We start from the raw sequence: 18,152 nt of genomic DNA, 5'->3' as shown, positions 1-18,152 counted from the left end.
CCGCTTTTCTCCTGACAGATCCGTATCTCTGCCAGGAGAAGCTGCTTTCAGTATAACACACTATGAAGGCGGATGCGGATATTTCTCTTGCCCGCGGTATCGCGCAGAATACATAGAACAGGCAGTCCATAACAGACTGCCTGAAACTCACTCATATTTTTTATCCCTTCACCGCGCCTGCTGCCACACCTTTGATAATATGCTTCTGGCAGGCCAGGTAAAAGACAACAACCGGAATTACCGCCAGAATCAGAGCCGCCATGATCGCGCCCATATCCACGCGTCCGTAGCTTCCCTTCATATACTGAATTGCAATGGATATCGTTTTATATTTATTCAGATCCAGCACCAGATACGGAAGCAGAAAATCATTCCAGATCCACATCGTCTCCAGAATTCCCACGGAAATATAGGTAGGCTTCATAATCGGAAGCACCACATTGAAAAACGTGCGGAGAGGCGTACAGCCGTCGATCATTGCCGCTTCTTCAATTTCCAGTGGAATAGACTTCACAAAACCGCAGAACATAAAGACCGCCAGCCCGGCTCCGAATCCCAGATATATAATAATAATCCCCCACGGAGTATTCAGTCTGGTCCGGTCCGCTACCAGAGAAAGTGTAAACATAACCATCTGAAACGGCACAACCATGGAAAATACACACAGCAGATATAAAGCCTTTGTGAACTTCGTCTTTACCCTTGTAATATACCATGCGCACATGGAAGTACATACAAGAATCACAAGTACTGAGCCGACCGTAATAAAAACCGTCCAGCCGACTGCATCCAGAAGCTCATATTTATCAATCGCGGTCACATAGTTTTCTATACTGTTCCATGTTTTCTCAATAGGCAGTTTAAAAGGCTCTTTATTGATATAAACCTTTTTCTTAAATGAATTCATAAGCACGATCAGAATCGGCGCTATATATACCAGACCCAGGATGGTAAAAACCCCTGTACCGATCATGCTCAGTCTCCGTTTCTTTTTCATTTACTGCTGCACCTCCTTTGAGCGGGTCGCACGAAGCTGTATCAGGCCGATTCCGACCACAATAACAAAGAATATAACGGCCTTCGCCTGCCCGACGCCTTCCCATCCGGTACGTCCGTAAAAGGTATTGAAAATATTCAGCGCCATCATCTCAGACATTTTTGCCGGCTCACCTGCCGTCAGGGACAGGTTCTGGTCAAACAGCTTGAAGCCGTTTGTAATGGACAGGAACATACAGATTGTAATAGACGGCATCATCATCGGAATCGTTACCCGGAAAAGTCTCTGAATACCGGATGCACCGTCAATCTGTGCCGCTTCCATTACGTCTCCCGGTATAGACTGAAGTCCTGCGATATAGATAATCATCATGTAACCGATCTGCTGCCAGCTGACAAGAATAATCAGTCCCCAGAAGCCATACCACTCGTTCAGTCCCAGAGCTGTATTGTATTTTGCCAGTATTCCGTTGAAAATCAGCTGCCAGATATAACCGAGCACAATGCCGCCGATCAGGTTCGGCATGAAGAAGATTGTCCGGAAAATGTTGGTTCCTTTCATCTTCTGTGTCAGCGCCATTGCAAGCGCGAATGCAATTACATTTATTACAATAAGCGATACTACGGCAAACAGAACCGTATACCAGAAGGAATGTCTGAATACCGTATCCTTAAATGCTTCCACATAATTAGACAGTCCCACAAACTTCGCGTCTGTAACTGTGGTAAACTCACAGAATGACAGCCATATTCCCATAATAAACGGAATAATAAAGCCCAGTATAAACGCGCAGAACGTAGGGAGTACAAAAATCGGCATATACCGCCGGATCGCTTTTTCCATGAAATCCTCCTTTCAGTCACCGGAAGTACCAAAAAGCACATTCCGGGATTCTAAGCGGCCGCAGGGTCCCGTCAGGCCCGGACTTCGGCTCGCCGCTGTTTCAAAAAGCGGCGGCAGACCGCTTCTGCCCGCCGCTTTTCCTCTTACATAACACCGTTAAAATCCGGCTGTTTTTCATTTACTTCGCTGCCGCTGCCTCTGCTGCCCATCCGTCAACAAATGCGCTTACAACTTTATCCCAGTTGGCGTCTGTCTGGTCTGCCGCATAGGCCGTAAGAGCAGAGCCCACACCGTTCTTCCACTCTTCAGAAGGCATGGTTGAGAATACCCATGTCACAGGAGTTTTTCCTTCTTCCATATACTTGTTTGCTTCATTAACAAGTGTATTTTCCGACTCAAGATTAGAGGAGAACGGAATTACAAATCCCATGTCTCTGCACATTGCCTCTACTCCTTCATCAGAAGTAACGCACCAGTTCATAAAGTCAAGCGTTGCCTGAATGTCGTCTTCCGAAGCCTTCGAGTTTACACACCAGTAGTTTTCTGTTCCTGTACATACACCCTGATTTTCTTCGCCGTCAACGCCGATGTAAATCGGAAGAATGCCAAGGTTCTCGTCCCCAATGTCTGCAATGTTGTTATACTCCCATGTTCCGTTCTGATAGAACACTGCTTCTTCTGTTACAAAATCAGCTGTTGCGTCATCTGCTGTTTTTGTAGAGATCTCCGTGGGCTCACAGGTTGCATTGTTGATATACAGATCCCAGATCTGACGGTAATTGTCCAGATAAGTTCCTTTGATCGCATCTGTATTGTCGATTCCTTCGTCCTTGTACTCGTAGTAGATCGGAAGGTTAGCAAGATGTGTCTTGAATCTCCAGTCAGAGGAGCCGTCCATTCCCGCGGATGTAAATGCAGAAAATCCAAGTTCATCCTTGCGCGCCGTAATATCTTCCACGACTTTTTTAAAGCTGTCAAAATCTGTAATATCGTCCGCGGAATATCCTGCCTTCTCCAGAAGTGCTTTATTATAGATAATGCCGTAGTTCTCAATTACATAAGCAATTCCCGCCATCTTGTCTCCGTCCATCAGAGCGAAGCTGTCGTCTGTCAGCTCTCCGGCAATATCAGAGCCGGACAGATCATAGCAGTAATCTTTCCAGCTTGCCAGTCCTACCGGTCCGTTTACCTGGAACAGTGTGGGAGCATCGGTCTTTGCCATTTCTGATTTCAGTGTTTTCTCATACTCTCCTGAAGCCGCTGTCAGAACAGTTACCGGGACGCCGGTCTCCTCTGTATAGGTTTCCGCCAGCTCCTGCCAGTATTCGTCTGCCTCCGGTTTGAAATTCAGATAATAAACTTTTCCTTTCGCATCTTTTCCACTGCCGCTGCCTCCGTCACTTCCGCATCCTGCTGCCATTCCTGTTATCATTGCGGCTGCCAGCACAATTGACAATACTCTTTTCTTTTTCATATTCGTCCTCCACCTTTCTGAAAACATCGGTTTTCCTTTATCTGAGGGTATTATAGCAATGACCGCAGTCCGTCCGTTATCAAATACAAAACCTTCATTATCAAAAAAAATACCTGGCATCAGCGTATACAGGACCGTTCCACTGTCCGGTACGCCAATGCCAGGTTATTTTCACTGTTCTTCCAGAAATTTCTGAATGCTTTCGTCTTCTTTTGCCGTAAATTCCTCCGGGTTCATCTTCCCCCGGGCCAGTTCCGGCAGAATCTCGCCTAAAGTTTCTTCCTGCAGGATTGAATTCCATTTCACCTGATAATTCGGCACAAGCTGAGGGCCGTTCTTATAGGCAGCTATGTAGTCTCTCTCTGCGGGAATCATTTCTTCCGGATCCTTTGCAAAAAGTTCTTCCCTCTGCTCCATATTCAGCCGGGTACGGAGTTTTAAAAGCGCCGCCGCTCCCTCTTTTACTTCTTCACTGTAACCGGACACGATAGCCCAGCCAAAAGTCTCCGGCGAAGAGATCATTTTATTTTCCGGGAACGCGGAAAAACGCACCTTGTCCTGCCATTCCTCCGGTATCTGATCCATCATCCAGTACCCGTTCGGAATCATTGCCGCGCGGCCGGAAAAGAAATTTTCATAAGATACGTCAAAATCCGCATACAATGCATCCTCTGTCGTGTAGGAAAATAATCTCTGCAGAGTCCGGGCAATCCGCAGGCCGCTCTCATTCTGATAGGTTTCCGGATAGAACTCTTCCATAAATTCTGCGCCTTCTTCTGAAGAGGCAGCCTCGGCCGTGGCAATCAGCATCGGCGCCCAGGCCGTTCCTTCGGTATGAAGCGCCAGCGGCGTAATCCCGCAGCTTTCCAGCTGCTCACAGCACTTCCAGAATTCCTCCCATGTTTCCGGGAACGATTCAATTCCCGCCCGGGCAAACAGCTCCTCATTCCAGAACATGCCCGAGCAGGAGAAGGCCGCTGTGCTGATCGGTCCCAGATAGATGCTCCCGTCCTCTTCGCTGCACGATTCAAGCACGGAAGGTTCTATCATAGATTTCCACTCTTCATCCGTATAGATATAATCCGACAGTTCTTCGATCCGGCCGTCCTGTATCATCATATAGTAAAAAGCCGGAAGCATTCTCAGATCTGTAATTACCGCAGGGAGCGTGTCCGTTACATTCTGCCGTTTCAGATTCTGCCGGTACTCCTCTTCTGTCTCCATGATCCACTCCACATCTGCCTGCCATTTTCCGTCATAGATCCGGTTAAATTCCTGAATCAAAGTTTCCTCATTCCGAATGCCTGTGGAGGAATCTACAATAAGAACAACAGGAATCGATACCTCTTCTTCTCCGTCCGGGGTCTGCACATTCTTCCCAGAACATCCCGCCGCAGTCACAGCCAGCAGCAGCGCGGCCGCAGCCGCCTGCAGTCTCCTGCTTTTATGTCTGTGTCCCTGATATTTCGCCCGCCGGTTCTCATAACTGTATTTTTTTCTTTTATTGTTCATGCTGTTCCTGTCCGCTCCCTCCGGGAATCTTTATCGTACATGTAGTTCCCTCTTCCTCTGCCCTGCAGTAAAATGCCGCCCTGTCTCCATATTTCAGGCGGAGCCGGGTCAGAATATTTACCACGCCATATCCGTGTTTCTTATCCGGAAAACAGTTTTTCAGTTCTCCCACCGGCATATCATTCATACCGTTGATTTTTTCCATCATATCCGGGGCGATGGACGTTCCGTTATTGGCAACACTCAGGTATAAATCTCCATCCTTCTTCCATACTGCAATTTCTATTCTGCCTCCCACAAAAATGTCCTGAAATCCGTACTTTACCGCATTTTCTACAAGAGGCTGCAGAATCAGCTTCAGAACATAGGTATCTGCCGCGTCCACCTGGCAGTCAATTTTGTAGGAAAAAAGATCCTGATTGCGGATCTGCTGAATCTCCATATAACTCTTTACATTTTCCAGCTCGTCTTCCACTGTCACGATTTCGCTTCCCTTGCTCAGAGACAGCCGCAGGTATCTGGAAAGCGCCTGAATCATACGCATGGTTGTCTCTTCCCCGTTAATCCTCGCAAGCATGTAAATCGTATCCAGTGTATTATACAGGAAATGCGGATTGATCTGGCTGATCAGCATATTCAGTTCCGTTGTGCGCAGTTCCCGCTCCTGATCTTTGATCTCGTCCAGAAGCCGCCGGATATTGCCCAGCATTTCATTATAGGACCGGCCGATCTCATCCAGCTCCGTATTTGTGTGCAGCTCGATTGTCCGTTCAAAATTATTGCCGTCAAACTCTGTCATAGCGTCTTTTATCGTCTGAATCGGCTTTGTAAATCTCCGTGAAAAATAAATACTCAGAACAACTGCAACCGCTATAACCACAAGATATATTCCCGCAAATACAAGGAATATGGGGATCAGTCCCTGGTTCAGGACCCGGTCCGGAACAAATGAAAAAACGGTCAGTCCGCTGTCCGCATCCCGGTATGCCGACACTACGCCGCTCTTTACCCGCTCTCCGGCATATATCATCCCCGTGTCCTGTTTTTCCGCAATCTGCTCCGCCATTCCGTCCGGCACACCTTCTCCTTCTTCAAAATTCTCCGGAGCAGAAGAAAGACAGATCTGCCCGTCGCCGTCAATAATTCCTACGGCAGCCTCGTCCGCCAGTTCCGGACTTATCCCTGCTATTTCCTGCAGAAATCCGGGCTCCATTTTAAAAAACAGCATTCCGGGCCCGTGGGCGTACTCCAGGCTCCTAACATATCTCCCGATAAAAAGAGCCTCTTCTCCGGTACCGAACAGTGTATCCTCTGCCCAGAACCACTTTGTCTTTGAATATTCCTCTCCCAGATATTTTTCAAATCCGCTCTCTTCTATATCTTTATAGGACACATCTGAATAGGATCTGCTGTATACATTTCCCTTATTATCCACATAACAGTAGGCAGCCACATGGTCCAGGTCTATATAAGCAAAATACTTGCTCAGAGCAATATATCTTACTTCCTCCAGCCCCTGATTTTTCAGGCTCTGCTGCACATCATCATACAGAATACACTCTGCTGTTGTCTCATCACTTTTCCGGTACATATTTTCCAGCGTAAGCCCCATCCGTTCCGTCATAAACTCATATTTATCAATAATTGAACGCGTCAGTCTGTTCCTTACACTTATGATTACCCCCACGCTGGACAGCAGAAGCGCAAGTCCCAGAAGAGCAGCGGTATACTTCAGATACCTGCGCTGTATTCCCGATGTTTTCCTGTTCTTTTTCATAATTTCTCATACCTTTTTGTTACGTCTCATACTCTTTTCTGTATTCACTGGGAAGTCTTCCTGTATACTGCTTGAACAGATGGGAGAAATAGGACGGATTGTGAATCCCTACCGCATCGCAGATGTCTCCGATACTGCCGCCGCCTGCCTCAAGCAGCGCCTTTGCCTTCTCCATTCTCTGCTGCATCAGATACTTTTTAAAAGTCACATGAAATGTATGTTTAAACACTCTGCCGAAATAGACCGGATTCAGATAAATATGCGCGGCCACCGATACAATGGACAGATCTTCATCCTGAAGGTGATCCTCTATGTAAGCCACAGCCTCAGACATATACTCTTTAAAATATCTCGTCTCATCCTTTTCAGCCTCTTTTTCCCTTGCATCAATGGCATCACACAGGATCTTATAACATACATCTACCGTCTTCGCCGCATTCAGATTCTCAAGATTATAGTAATAATTACGGAACTTCTCTTTAATCTCTTCCGTCAGCCCATAAGAATCCTGCAGCATGAACTCACTCTTCAGCATAACGCGGTGGAGAAATTTGCACTGCCGTTCTTCTTCGTGAGGAAGACCGTAAATAAGCTGAATGAACGCTTCTTTCAGTTCTTTCTTATTATTTCTCCGCACGGCATTTACAATCAGATTATCCATATCCGCTGCCAGCTCTTCCCCCGGCGCCACTTCCACTTCTTCTGAGGCGGTAAACGCACTTGCACCGGATATACTGGCCATCCCAAACAGTTTCTTCGCTTCTATATAACTTTTCTTTATCCCTTCGATTTTTTTATATGGTTTTGAAATGGAGGCCACTACCGGGCTTTTTTCCTCTTTCTTTACATGTTCCAGCAGCTGTTTTAATTCAAGAACCGCCTCTTTATCCGTAGTCCGGATGATAAACGCGCTTTCTTCTGTTTCACCTTCTGCCCTCCAGTAAGCGAACTTCTTTCCCACCACTTCTTCCAGATGCTTCATAAGCGTAAAACGGGAAGCCTCATAGTCCAGAGAATTTGTTATCTTATAAGCCAGATCAATATCCACACATACTGTAATAAACCGATCCTCATTTCCCGGCATATTTCCCAGCGTCCGGAACACTTCTTCCACTTTCTCTTCAGGAATTCTGTTCTGTACATACTTCTGAATCACCACCTGCAGAAAACTGTCACTGTCTTTTACAAGAAGCTTTTCCCAGCTATCATACTTCGCTTCATGCTCCATCCGTTCCATGCACATCTTATACGCGCCCTGCATTGTTTCCTGTAGTTTCTCGTCCTCAATGGGCTTCAGCAGATAGGCATAGGCGCCCAGGTCGCATGCCTGCTGTGCATAGTCAAAATCCCGGTACGCACTCAGCACAATAAAAAGGCACTCAAGCTCTGTCTTCTGAATCTCTTCCATAACCATCAGTCCGGTAATCTGCTTCATCCGGATATCAGTCAGCACAACATGCGGCTTCACCTCTTCGATTACTTTGATCGCCTGCTCCCCGCTCTGCGCCGTTCCCGCCACCTGAAAGCCCATACTCTTCCAGTCATAAGTATTCAGAAGCCCCTGCAGCAAAATAGGTTCGTCATCTACAATTACCAGCTTTAATAACTTCATAAAATTCTCCAGTCCATATACTGAGTCTATCTTAACATATTCCACCTCTATTTTAATCTTTTATTTCCAAAGCCATTATAAAAAAACATACCTGTCATGCAAAAAAATAAACACGACAGAAACCTGCAGCCGGCAATAAATAAAAGCAGGACTGAAACCCGGAGGAATCCGGGGCAGTCCTGCTTTTATTCTCCTGTCCTTTTAGCCATGCTGATGAAGATACTTCTCCCTTGTCGCCATTCCGCCCCGGATATGGCGCTCAGATTTATTGGTGTCAAGCACCTTGCGTGCCTCCTTGGCAAGGGAGGGATTGATCTGGAGGAGCCGTTCGGTGACATCCTTATGTACCGTGCTCTTACTGATCCGGAATTGCTTCGCCGTCTGCCTCACAGTCGCGTTATTCTCTATAATATAATCAGCAATCTCCACGGCTCTTTCCTCAATATAATCTTTCAAAAAAATCCCCCTGCAAACATCATTTTTACAATGTATGCAGGGGAAAAGGAAGTCATGCTCATTTAACACTACTTTAGCGTCTGTATCTCCACCCGTATTCCTTTTTCAGTCTTTCGTAAATCTCGAATACTACCGGGCAGACCTCGATTACATCCAGCACACTGTAAAGGCTGTCTGCCTTTCAATCATTTCATCCAGGTACTCCAGTTTCTTCTCCAGCATTTCACGGCTTCGGAACTCATAAGTCAGAAAATCTTCCATATATTCTTCCATGTAATCCAAAACATAATCGCATGACAAATGACTGGTAAACCATGTAAACATTTCGTTTCTGACTTCTTCGGTACAATTCTCCAGTATTTCTTTCCATTTGTCATAACATGTGTTGGCGATCTGCGATGTGCCGCCGTCCGAATCATCTATATCTACATTCCCAATCGTTTTGAAAACATAATTTATCAGGTCAAATGCCTGCCGCCAGCAGTTTCTTGCCATCAATGTATCCGCTTTGTCTTCCAGCTCTTCCCGCCCTCAACCGCCTGACCAGTTCACTGGCTGCACCCTTCACACTGCCGGACGAGTCGGGGATTTTCACCCCTCAACCGTACGCCCGCCGGGCACACTGCCCAAAAACAAGCCGGGAAAAATCCCGGCTCATTTATCCTTCTGTTCATTCACTTAGAAAATATGATAATTTACAACCAGCGCAGCAAACACGATAGAAACCATCGAAAGCAGCTTGATCAGGATATTGATGGACGGTCCTGACGTATCTTTAAACGGATCTCCTACCGTATCTCCTACGACAGCCGCCTTATGACATTCGCTTCCCTTGCCTCCGTGTGCGCCGCCTTCAATATATTTCTTGGCATTGTCCCATGCGCCTCCGGCATTGGCCATAAAGATTGCCATCAGGAAACCGGTTGCCGTTGAACCGGTCAGCAGTCCGATTACTCCGTTGTAACCCAGAACCAGTCCGGTTATAACAGGGGTAATAATTGCCAGCAGTGTAGGAAGAATCATTTCATGAAGACTTGCCTTTGTACAGATATCCACACAAGTCTCATAGTCCGGATCCGCGTTTCCCTGCATCAGGCCCTTGATTTCTCTGAACTGGCGGCGAACCTCAACAACAATACTCTGAGCCGCGCGTCCTACTGATTCCATTGTCAAAGCCGCGAATACAAACGGCAGACATGCTCCGATAAAGATTCCTACAAGGACAGTGGGGTTCATTACGCTCATATCCAGAACAACTTTGTCACCGCCTACTTCCTGTACTTTCTCTACATAAGAAGCAATCAGAGCCAGAGCTGTCAGGGCTGCAGAACCAATCGCAAATCCTTTACCTGTGGCAGCTGTTGTATTTCCGAGAGAGTCCAGAGCGTCTGTACGTTTTCTGACCTCAGCTTCAAGGCCTGCCATCTCCGCAATACCGCCCGCATTGTCCGCGATGGGACCGTATGCGTCTGTTGCAAGGGTAATACCCAGTGTGGAAAGCATACCTACTGCTGCCAGAGCGATTCCATAAAGACCTCGCGTTGTTTCAATGAAGCCACCGGACAATGCATATGCCGCCATAACGCAGACTGCTATTATAATAATCGGAACTGCGGTGGAAAGCATACCAAGGCTCAGGCCGCCGATAATAATTGTTGCAGATCCTGTCTCTGATTTACCAGCCAGGTTCTTTGTTGGTTTGTATGTATCAGAAGTAAAGTATTCTGTAAAGAATCCGATCAGCACTCCTGCCAGTAATCCTGCCAGAATTGCAAAATAGAATCCGATGTAGTGTTCGCCAAGGATAAACCATACAAGCGGAAACGCAACAACTGCAATAATAACCGCGCTTGTATTTGTCCCCCGTCTCAGCGCTTTCAGCAAAGTACTCTGATCCGTATCTTCTCCGGTTTTTACAAGAAGCGAGCCAAGGATAGATGCAAGCACGCCGACTGCTGCCAGAACCATGGGAATAATTACTGCATTAACACGGTCTACTTCTGCAATCTTATTAAATGCGATAACTCCCAGAGAGCAGGCTGACAGAATAGATCCTACATAAGATTCATAAAGATCCGCGCCCATTCCCGCAACGTCACCTACATTATCACCTACATTATCCGCGATAACCGCCGGGTTTCTGGGATCATCCTCAGGGATTCCGGCTTCTACCTTTCCAACCAGATCCGCTCCCACATCAGCAGCTTTCGTATAAATGCCGCCGCCTACACGGGCAAACAGTGCCATTGAAGATGCCCCCATTCCAAAGGTAAGCATTGTACTTGTGATATCTTCAATTGAAAGTTTGAAAACCAGTTTCAGAAGCAGATACCAGATTGAAATATCCAGCAGCCCTAGTCCGACTACTGTAAATCCCATTACAGAACCCGCCGAAAAAGCAACGTTCAGACCTTTATTCAGACTTTTCTGACAGGCTGCCGCTGTTCTTGCATTCGCCCTTGTTGCAATCTGCATTCCCACAAATCCGGAAAGGCCTGAGAAAAATCCACCCGTTACAAAAGCAAACGGAACATAAGGTGTCAGGAAGCCTGTAATCGCCATCACAAGAAGGATCACAAACATAATTGCGAAAAATCCGATAAGGATTTTGTACTGGCGTCTCAGATACGCCATTGCTCCCTGATGGATGGATGCCGAAATCTTTTTCATCCTGTCGCTTCCTTCCGGGAAACGTAGTACCTTCTGCGCCCTGCTCGCTACAAAGAGAAGCGCAATGATGGAGCCGAAGAGTGTCAGTAGTGCCAATTGATTGTCCATATAAGTCTTTCCTCCATTCCTTTGAGCATTTTACCTGCCGGAATATTCAAGGCAGATATATAATAAGTATGTGTACGCAGTCTATTATAACACTTTAACAAAAATTTTAGAAGATTTTTCTTATTTTATTTCATTTTTCACACTTTTTTCATTTCAAAACAATTCGCATCTCAATCTCATTGTGCAAAATCACAGCAACTGCATATAACGCAAAAAGCATGCGGGATTTGTTAAATTCACAGACAGCGAAAAAGCAGATGAAGCAATGCCTCATCTGCTTTTTCGCTGTCTGCCGGCCGCGTCGCCGGCAAAAATTATTTAAAATTCAAATACCGCAACTCCATATGCCGGAAGCGGATATGCAAAAGAATATTTCTGGCCGTCGCATTCCTGTTTTACCGGTTTATATAACAATGGCCTGGGTTCACCCTTTCCGCCGTACTCTGCGTCATCGCTGTTGAGCACCAGTTTCATCTGTTTTCTTCTCGGCACTCCTACCCGGTAATCCGGCCTCTCCATAGGAGTGAAATTGCAGACTACAAGAAGATTCTTCTTATTGTCTTTCGAGTGACGGATAAAGCTGTAGATACTCCGGAAAATATCATCCGCATTCACCCACTCAAAACCTGCCGGTTCTGTATCCAGCTCATACATAGCCTTATTCTTTTTATAAAGATGCAGCAGTGCGCGATACCAGTTCTGAATCTGCTGGTGCTCCGGCTCTGCCAGAAGGAACCAGTCAAGCTCTCTCTCTTCACTCCACTCACGGAGCTGAGCGAAATCCTGCCCCATAAACAGAAGCTTCTTGCCCGGATGGCACATCATAAATGCGTATCCGGCTTTCAGGTTTGCATACTTATCAAACCCAAGCCCCGGCATTTTATTGATCATGGAGCACTTCAGATGTACAACCTCATCATGAGAAAGGACGAGAATATAATTCTCGCTGTATGCGTACTGCATAGCAAATGTCATCATATGATGCGCATTTTTTCTGAAATACGGATCCAGTTTCATATACTCCGTAAAGTCATGCATCCAGCCCATGTTCCACTTCAGGCTGAAGCCCAGTCCGCCGTCCTCCGGCGCTCCCGTAACCTTCGGCCAGGCCGTAGATTCCTCTGCAATCATCACAGCCCCTTTATTTCTGCCCAGAACAACAGAATTCAGATGTTTAAAAAACTCTATTGCTTCGAGATTTTCATTTCCTCCATATTTGTTCGCAACCCACTGACCATCCTGTTTTCCGTAATCCAGATACAGCATGGAAGCCACAGCATCAACACGAAGCCCGTCCACATGGAAATGCTCAATCCAGAACAGCGCATTGGCAATCAGGAAATTGCACACTTCCGGTTTGCCGTAGTCAAATATTTTTGTACCCCAGTCCGGATGTTCTCCTTTTCGGGGATCTGCGTATTCAAATGTAGGAGTGCCGTCAAAGTCAGCCAGACCATGTGCATCTCTCGGAAAATGAGCCGGTACCCAGTCCAGAATAACTCCGATATTATTCCTGTGAAGATAATTAATCATATATGCAAAATCTTCCGGAGTACCATATCTGGAAGTCGGTGCATAATAGCCGGTTACCTGATAGCCCCATGAACCGTCATACGGATGTTCGGCCATTCCCATAAGCTCCACATGAGTATATCCCATATCTTTTACATACTTTGTAACAGCCTCTGCAAATTCCCTGTAAGTATAAAACCCTTCATCTTCTCTGCCCGGATGCCTCATCCAGGAACCCAGATGCACTTCATAAATAGACATGGGATTCTCTTTGCTGTTCCATGTCTTTCTCATCTCCATCCATGCATCATCTGTCCATTTCAGATGAGAAATGTCTGTAACTACAGACGCTGTTCCCGGTCTCAGCTCCGCATAATTCGCGAATGGATCCGCTTTGAAAGTCCGTTTCCCCTGCTGCGTCTCAATGCAGAATTTATACAGATCGCCCTCCTTGATGCCGGGAATAAAAAGAGTATAAATTCCCATCGGCTCCTGGCGTTCCATATAATTCGCCTCGAAATCCCACTCATTAAAATCTCCTACCACAGCAACCCTGCGTGCATGTGGAGCCCATACTGCAAAATAAACTCCCTCCTGCCCGTCAACAGTAACTTTATGCGCTCCCATCTTCTGATAGATCTCATAGTGATTTCCCTGACCAAACAGATATTGATCCAGTTCACCGATCTCAAAAGGCTGCACTGTTTTCTTTGTACTTTTTTTGTTTCCCATAAGGACACCTCGCCGCTCGATTTTTTGCAGTCGGCCAGCCCGGCTTTTCGTGCTTTTATAAAACGTCTGTGCTTCCGCCCCATGTCTGCCGGCTGCATTTCAATATATTCTATTATACTTTATACCGTCCAAAAAAGAAAGAGAAAAGCATGTCAGCACGCAAAAATAGACAGCCACTATATGACTGTCTATTTTCTCCACTTATCCGGTTCCATATGCTTTAACCGGCCCTATTCATATACTGAAAGTCTATGTCTAAACATTAAAATCCTTCTCAGACAGAAGAATTCTGTCTGCGTCATCTGTGTTTTTGCCGAATACTCTTCTCACAAGCTTTTTCGCAGATGCCTTCTGGGAATGCGCAATAGCCTTGTCCATAATTTCCTTAACTTCAGCTACCGTAACAGCATGATCCTCTCTCTGAAGAGAATCAATCCGGCTGTAAAGAGCTAAAATTCCCATTTCGTCAATACGGTATCCGTTCTCCTGAGCATATGTCTGTCCGAAAGTCACCAGCTCATCATTAATAAAGATCGGGACCTCCAGCCGTGATGTAAACTTTCTTCGGAATTCACGGTTTGAAGACAGAAGACGATCCAGAGGCTTTCTCTGCTCTTCAAGAACAATCAGAAGCTCACCCGTGTCTTTTTCCATTGCTTTATTAAGACGCGCGACTGTCTTTTCGTCCATTCGTCCTGCCTTTTCAATGATCAGGGCTCCACCATATAACTTGCTGAAAATATCTCCTATTTTTTTCTTATTAAGAGAATCGCCGGTCACAATAGCCACTTTACCCTGACGGATATTTCTCTGTTTCTGAATTGCCTTAACTACATCAACTGCCAGTACGGTTTTTCCGTTTCCTTTATTTCCGATAATCAGAAGGTTACCTGTTTTTGACGTTCCGCCGCGGTTTGTGCAGTTTTTATCCTGCTCAAGAACATCCACAAGCTGCTCGCTCATTCCTCGCACGGGAACAAAATATGAAAACAGTTTCTTCTGTTCCTCTGTAAGTCCGGCTCTCGTGCCGATTTCACTCTGCATCTCCAGGTCATACCGTCCATGTACAATAAAACCTGTATCAGACATAGAAAGAGCATCGGATATTTCTGTAAGCGGAAGCGGAGCTGTCTTTCCGGTAGCAATCAGCTTGGCTGTCTCTTTTCTGCTAAGTGGAGTAGTGGCAGAAAGAATATCCATTCCATCATCCTCATCCGGAATCTCTCTGTCATCCGGCTCATCGCTATGCTTGGGATCTACACGGAATTCTTCTTCAATATCCGGCCTGCTGTTTTCAGCGTCTTCCTCCTCGTCCTCTTCCACTATTTCTTCCTCGTCTTCAAAATATTCCTCGTCTTCATCAAGTAAATCCGGGCCGTCAAAATACTCTTCTTCATCCGCGGCTTCCTCGTCTTCTGCGTCAAAATATTCTTCAGCATCATCAGTTATTTCATCGTCATCGAAATACTCCTCTTCATCAAGAAATTCGTCCAGATCATCAATTCGCAGCTCTTCTGTAACTTTTCCCATGTTTTCATGCGGCTCTTCCGGTTTCTTTTCTTTCTTGACTTTTGGCTCCTCAACAGGCGCAACGCCCTCAATTTCATCAATTAATCTCTGAATATCCGGTGGCAGAATCGGCTCCGGCTTTTTCTTTTCTTCTATATCCATCGTCTCCTCTTCTTCTATTTCTCCTCCCTCTGGAATTTTGCTCTCTTCCTCCAGAAATTCTTCTGCTTCATCCTCTGGGATCTCACTGTCCTCCTCTGGAAGTTCTTCCGCTTCATCTTCCAGAATCTCACTGTCCTCCTCTGGAAGTTCTTCCGCTTCATCTTCCAGAATCTCATCGTCCTCCTCCGGAAGGTCTTCCGCTTCATCTTCCAGAATCTCATCGTCCTCCTCCGGAAGGTCTTCCGCTTCATCTTCCAGAATCTCGCCTTCCTCCTCTGGAAGTTCTTCCGCTTCATCTTCCAGAATCTCGCCGTCTTCCCCGGAAAGTTCTTCTGCTTCATCCACTGAAAGATCAGCATCTTCCGGCATAGTGATTAATTCTTCTGCTTCCTCAATTAAGGCTTCTATGTCCTGATCGGGCTGTATTTCTTCTTCTGCCGTCTCAGCAGCGGAAGCCTGAACCTGCTGTTCCCAGCCGGCAAGGATATCCTCGAAACTCATCTGCCCCTTAATCTGATCATCGTCTGCCAAAACTTTTTCTTCTCCGTCAGAAACTTTTTCTTCCTCTATAACCACTGTCTCATTTTCTGTATTTTCAAGTGACTCATCTTTATCTTCTGTTTCTTCTTCATCATCCTCCGGTACAATCTCTGTCATTTTGCCGGATACAGATGCCGGTTTGTTCTTTTTCACTTTCTGCACGGCTTTGTCAGCCATCTCCAGATCTGCGACTGCCTCTATTTCTTCAATCGCCTCTTCCAGATCAGATATATCCGGTTCTTCCTCTTCCTGATCTTTTCCTGCACCGGATTTTTCCGGATGGAGCAATTGTTTTAAAGCTTCATCCAGCGGCATCACATCGCCAAGCTGCTTTTTCTTTTCAACAGGTTTTCCTTCCGTTTCTTCTGTCTCCGCAGCTACATCCGCCACCTGTGATTCTTCCTCTGTATCTTCAGGCAGTACTTCCTCCGTTTCATCATCTTCTGCTTCTGGGAGCCCTTCCACAGGGATCTCTTCTTCTGTCTTTTCTGACTGCCCGTCATCTTCACCTTTTTCCTGAGCTTCCTTTGCCTCCGCATATGTCAGCAAATCAGGCATCTCTTCTGTCTCGGCAGACGTTTTTTCAAATCTGTGATCATATTTTTCCTGCTGCGACGGAGTCAGCGGCTTATACTGCATCTTCAGCTCCATTGCCTTATATACATACTTGCCTTCACTGAACCAGAGAATAAGATCATCGCACTCTTCCAGGCACTCAGCCGTCATACCGGCTTCCTGATAAAGTTTTGCCAGTTCATATGCCCACTCTTCAATATATTCCGATTTTTTAAACTCCTCCAGAGCCTCAATCTGCTGCTCAACAGGCGCTCTCTGCTCACGCAGAATCTGATACCGCAGGATATACTGATTCGGATCTTTTGGCGCTATCTGTACAAAATCGTCATAATAATCTATAGCTTCATCCACATTGCCTGTTTTCAACGCAAGCGTACAGAGGCGGCTGATGATTTTCCTGCTGCCTTCAGCACGGTGATAAGCAATATTAAGTACGTCATAGCTTTTTTGAAATTCCCTGTTCTTTTCATATATATCACTGACCTGAACCAGCATGGAAGCATTGCGTACTCTGCGCCATTCAATTGTGTCCGCTATGTCCGCAGCTTTTCTATATGCGCCGTCTTCCATAAGTTCAAGCATCTGTTCTGTTTTTAACTTATATTCATACTTATCCACCGCATTCACCTCATTGATAAATTTGTATTTCTTCGGTCAAAATAGCTCAGCCTGTCGATTTTTACACCGGCCGATACTCTTTCAATAGTTTATCATATGAATACCTCAATGTCAAAAAAATGCACCCTCAATTGACATTGACGATGCATTTTATGAATTATTTAATTTTTTCATTATTTTTATTTTATATAAAATCGGAGGCATTTCTTGATTCTGTTCCTGTGAGACCTCTGCCATCTGTTATCTGATTCCGGCCGATTTATTAAGACCAGCTTACTAAATCTACCCTCCTTCAATAACAAATTGAGGTTCATAGTAAAATCCTTCTGTTTTAACTTTCGTTTCAACTCCGGTAACATTTCATACTTTTAAAGAACGTCCTCAGTTATTCTTCCTATAATCCTCCGGTTGCAGCAGTACCATTTCCCGATATTCCCGCCGCCTGCTGAATTATTCCTTCTATAACTGCACACTCTTTACTATGTAATGCTATTCTACTCAATGTTTCTTTACACATCTTTCGAAACTCTGCTATATGTGGTATCTATATTCAATACGTCTGCAAATGCTAAATCTTTTGATTTTCATCCAGATTCCGAACTCTCCGATTGATCCTTTTCATATTATATTTTCTGGATTATTAATCTTATCTACAGCAAAGGTCTCTTTCTTCACAGGAACTCACATCTGCCGTACCACTGACATATTGATGAAAAACTGAAATCACACTGTCCATGGGACTTACCTCCTGTTGTCTGTTATTTTTAACCTAATCGAACATCTGAATTATTGTTCTCTTAGATAAATACCCTTTTGAGATTTTTCTTTTGACTCTATCTCTTTTGGATGGTTTTATAATAGCACCGGGGAGTGTATTTGTCAACACATTTCCTTTTTTTATTTTAAATAAATTTATTATTTTGTATTTATTTTAGAATTTTCTGATTATTTATTCTTTTTATTGTGTTTATCTGGACTTGCTTCCACAACATTTATGACTGCATAAAAATATTTTCAGATAATTCAGACAGTCAGTACAGACTATCTCATGTTA

11 protein-coding genes are annotated in these 18,152 nt (G+C 45.3%); all 11 read right to left on the bottom strand.

The window, feature by feature from the left end:
- Positions 1 to 160 precede the first annotated feature (160 nt).
- The 11 genes from AC0QUU_RS03105 to AC0QUU_RS03055 all read right to left on the bottom strand — a co-directional run bounded on the left by AC0QUU_RS03105 (position 161) and on the right by AC0QUU_RS03055 (position 17,098).
- Positions 161 to 997 (bottom strand): carbohydrate ABC transporter permease, encoded by an 837-nt coding sequence (locus AC0QUU_RS03105; protein WP_474544537.1) that lies wholly within the window; start codon positions 995 to 997, stop codon positions 161 to 163.
- Positions 998 to 1,840, bottom strand: a complete 843-nt coding sequence (locus AC0QUU_RS03100) for a carbohydrate ABC transporter permease (RefSeq protein WP_474544536.1) — start codon at positions 1,838 to 1,840, stop codon at positions 998 to 1,000.
- 178 nt (positions 1,841 to 2,018) lie between these two features.
- Complete coding sequence (locus AC0QUU_RS03095; RefSeq protein WP_474544535.1) at positions 2,019 to 3,314, bottom strand: ABC transporter substrate-binding protein; 1,296 nt, start codon at positions 3,312 to 3,314, stop codon at positions 2,019 to 2,021.
- Positions 3,315 to 3,485: 171 nt separating this feature from the next.
- Complete coding sequence (locus tag AC0QUU_RS03090) at positions 3,486 to 4,826, bottom strand: ABC transporter substrate-binding protein (RefSeq protein ID WP_474544534.1); 1,341 nt, start codon at positions 4,824 to 4,826, stop codon at positions 3,486 to 3,488.
- Positions 4,816 to 6,603 (bottom strand): sensor histidine kinase, encoded by a 1,788-nt coding sequence (locus tag AC0QUU_RS03085; protein WP_474544533.1) that lies wholly within the window; start codon positions 6,601 to 6,603, stop codon positions 4,816 to 4,818. The genes AC0QUU_RS03090 and AC0QUU_RS03085 overlap by 11 nt, the downstream gene beginning before the upstream one ends.
- Before the next feature lie 19 nt (positions 6,604 to 6,622).
- Positions 6,623 to 8,215: a response regulator transcription factor gene (locus tag AC0QUU_RS03080; RefSeq protein WP_474544532.1), complete on the bottom strand. Its 1,593-nt coding sequence runs from the start codon at positions 8,213 to 8,215 to the stop codon at positions 6,623 to 6,625.
- Between the two features lie 201 nt (positions 8,216 to 8,416).
- Positions 8,417 to 8,671: a sporulation transcriptional regulator SpoIIID gene (spoIIID, locus tag AC0QUU_RS03075; RefSeq protein ID WP_474544531.1), complete on the bottom strand. Its 255-nt coding sequence runs from the start codon at positions 8,669 to 8,671 to the stop codon at positions 8,417 to 8,419.
- A 147-nt stretch (positions 8,672 to 8,818) separates the two neighbouring features.
- Positions 8,819 to 9,166, bottom strand: coding sequence for a hypothetical protein (locus AC0QUU_RS03070; RefSeq protein WP_474544530.1), 348 nt, complete (start codon positions 9,164 to 9,166; stop codon positions 8,819 to 8,821).
- A gap of 183 nt (positions 9,167 to 9,349) precedes the next feature.
- Positions 9,350 to 11,449 (bottom strand): sodium-translocating pyrophosphatase, encoded by a 2,100-nt coding sequence (locus AC0QUU_RS03065; protein ID WP_474544529.1) that lies wholly within the window; start codon positions 11,447 to 11,449, stop codon positions 9,350 to 9,352.
- A gap of 318 nt (positions 11,450 to 11,767) precedes the next feature.
- Entirely contained in the window at positions 11,768 to 13,693 is a 1,926-nt protein-coding gene (gene glgB, locus AC0QUU_RS03060) for a 1,4-alpha-glucan branching protein GlgB (RefSeq protein WP_474544528.1), read from the bottom strand.
- 255 nt (positions 13,694 to 13,948) lie between these two features.
- Positions 13,949 to 17,098 carry a hypothetical protein gene (locus AC0QUU_RS03055; protein WP_474544527.1) on the bottom strand — a complete coding sequence of 1,050 codons (3,150 nt, stop codon included), beginning with the start codon at positions 17,096 to 17,098 and terminating at the stop codon, positions 13,949 to 13,951.
- Positions 17,099 to 18,152 lie beyond the last annotated feature (1,054 nt).

This window comes from Mediterraneibacter sp. HA8405, assembly GCF_056148955.1.
Note: the sequence above shows the minus strand (reverse complement) of the source record. Positions and strands in the feature narration are given on the sequence as shown.

Excerpts from the sequence above, each read along its gene's own strand:
- AC0QUU_RS03105 (WP_474544537.1), bottom strand. The coding sequence starts at position 997 with ATGAAAAAGAAACGGAGACTGAGCATGATCGGTACAGGGGTTTTTACC.
- AC0QUU_RS03100 (WP_474544536.1), bottom strand. The coding sequence starts at position 1,840 with ATGGAAAAAGCGATCCGGCGGTATATGCCGATTTTTGTACTCCCTACG.
- AC0QUU_RS03095 (WP_474544535.1), bottom strand. The coding sequence starts at position 3,314 with ATGAAAAAGAAAAGAGTATTGTCAATTGTGCTGGCAGCCGCAATGATA.
- AC0QUU_RS03090 (WP_474544534.1), bottom strand. The coding sequence starts at position 4,826 with ATGAACAATAAAAGAAAAAAATACAGTTATGAGAACCGGCGGGCGAAA.
- AC0QUU_RS03085 (WP_474544533.1), bottom strand. The coding sequence starts at position 6,603 with ATGAAAAAGAACAGGAAAACATCGGGAATACAGCGCAGGTATCTGAAG.
- AC0QUU_RS03080 (WP_474544532.1), bottom strand. The coding sequence starts at position 8,215 with ATGAAGTTATTAAAGCTGGTAATTGTAGATGACGAACCTATTTTGCTG.
- AC0QUU_RS03070 (WP_474544530.1), bottom strand. The coding sequence starts at position 9,166 with ATGGCAAGAAACTGCTGGCGGCAGGCATTTGACCTGATAAATTATGTT.
- AC0QUU_RS03065 (WP_474544529.1), bottom strand. The coding sequence starts at position 11,449 with ATGGACAATCAATTGGCACTACTGACACTCTTCGGCTCCATCATTGCG.
- glgB (WP_474544528.1), bottom strand. The coding sequence starts at position 13,693 with ATGGGAAACAAAAAAAGTACAAAGAAAACAGTGCAGCCTTTTGAGATC.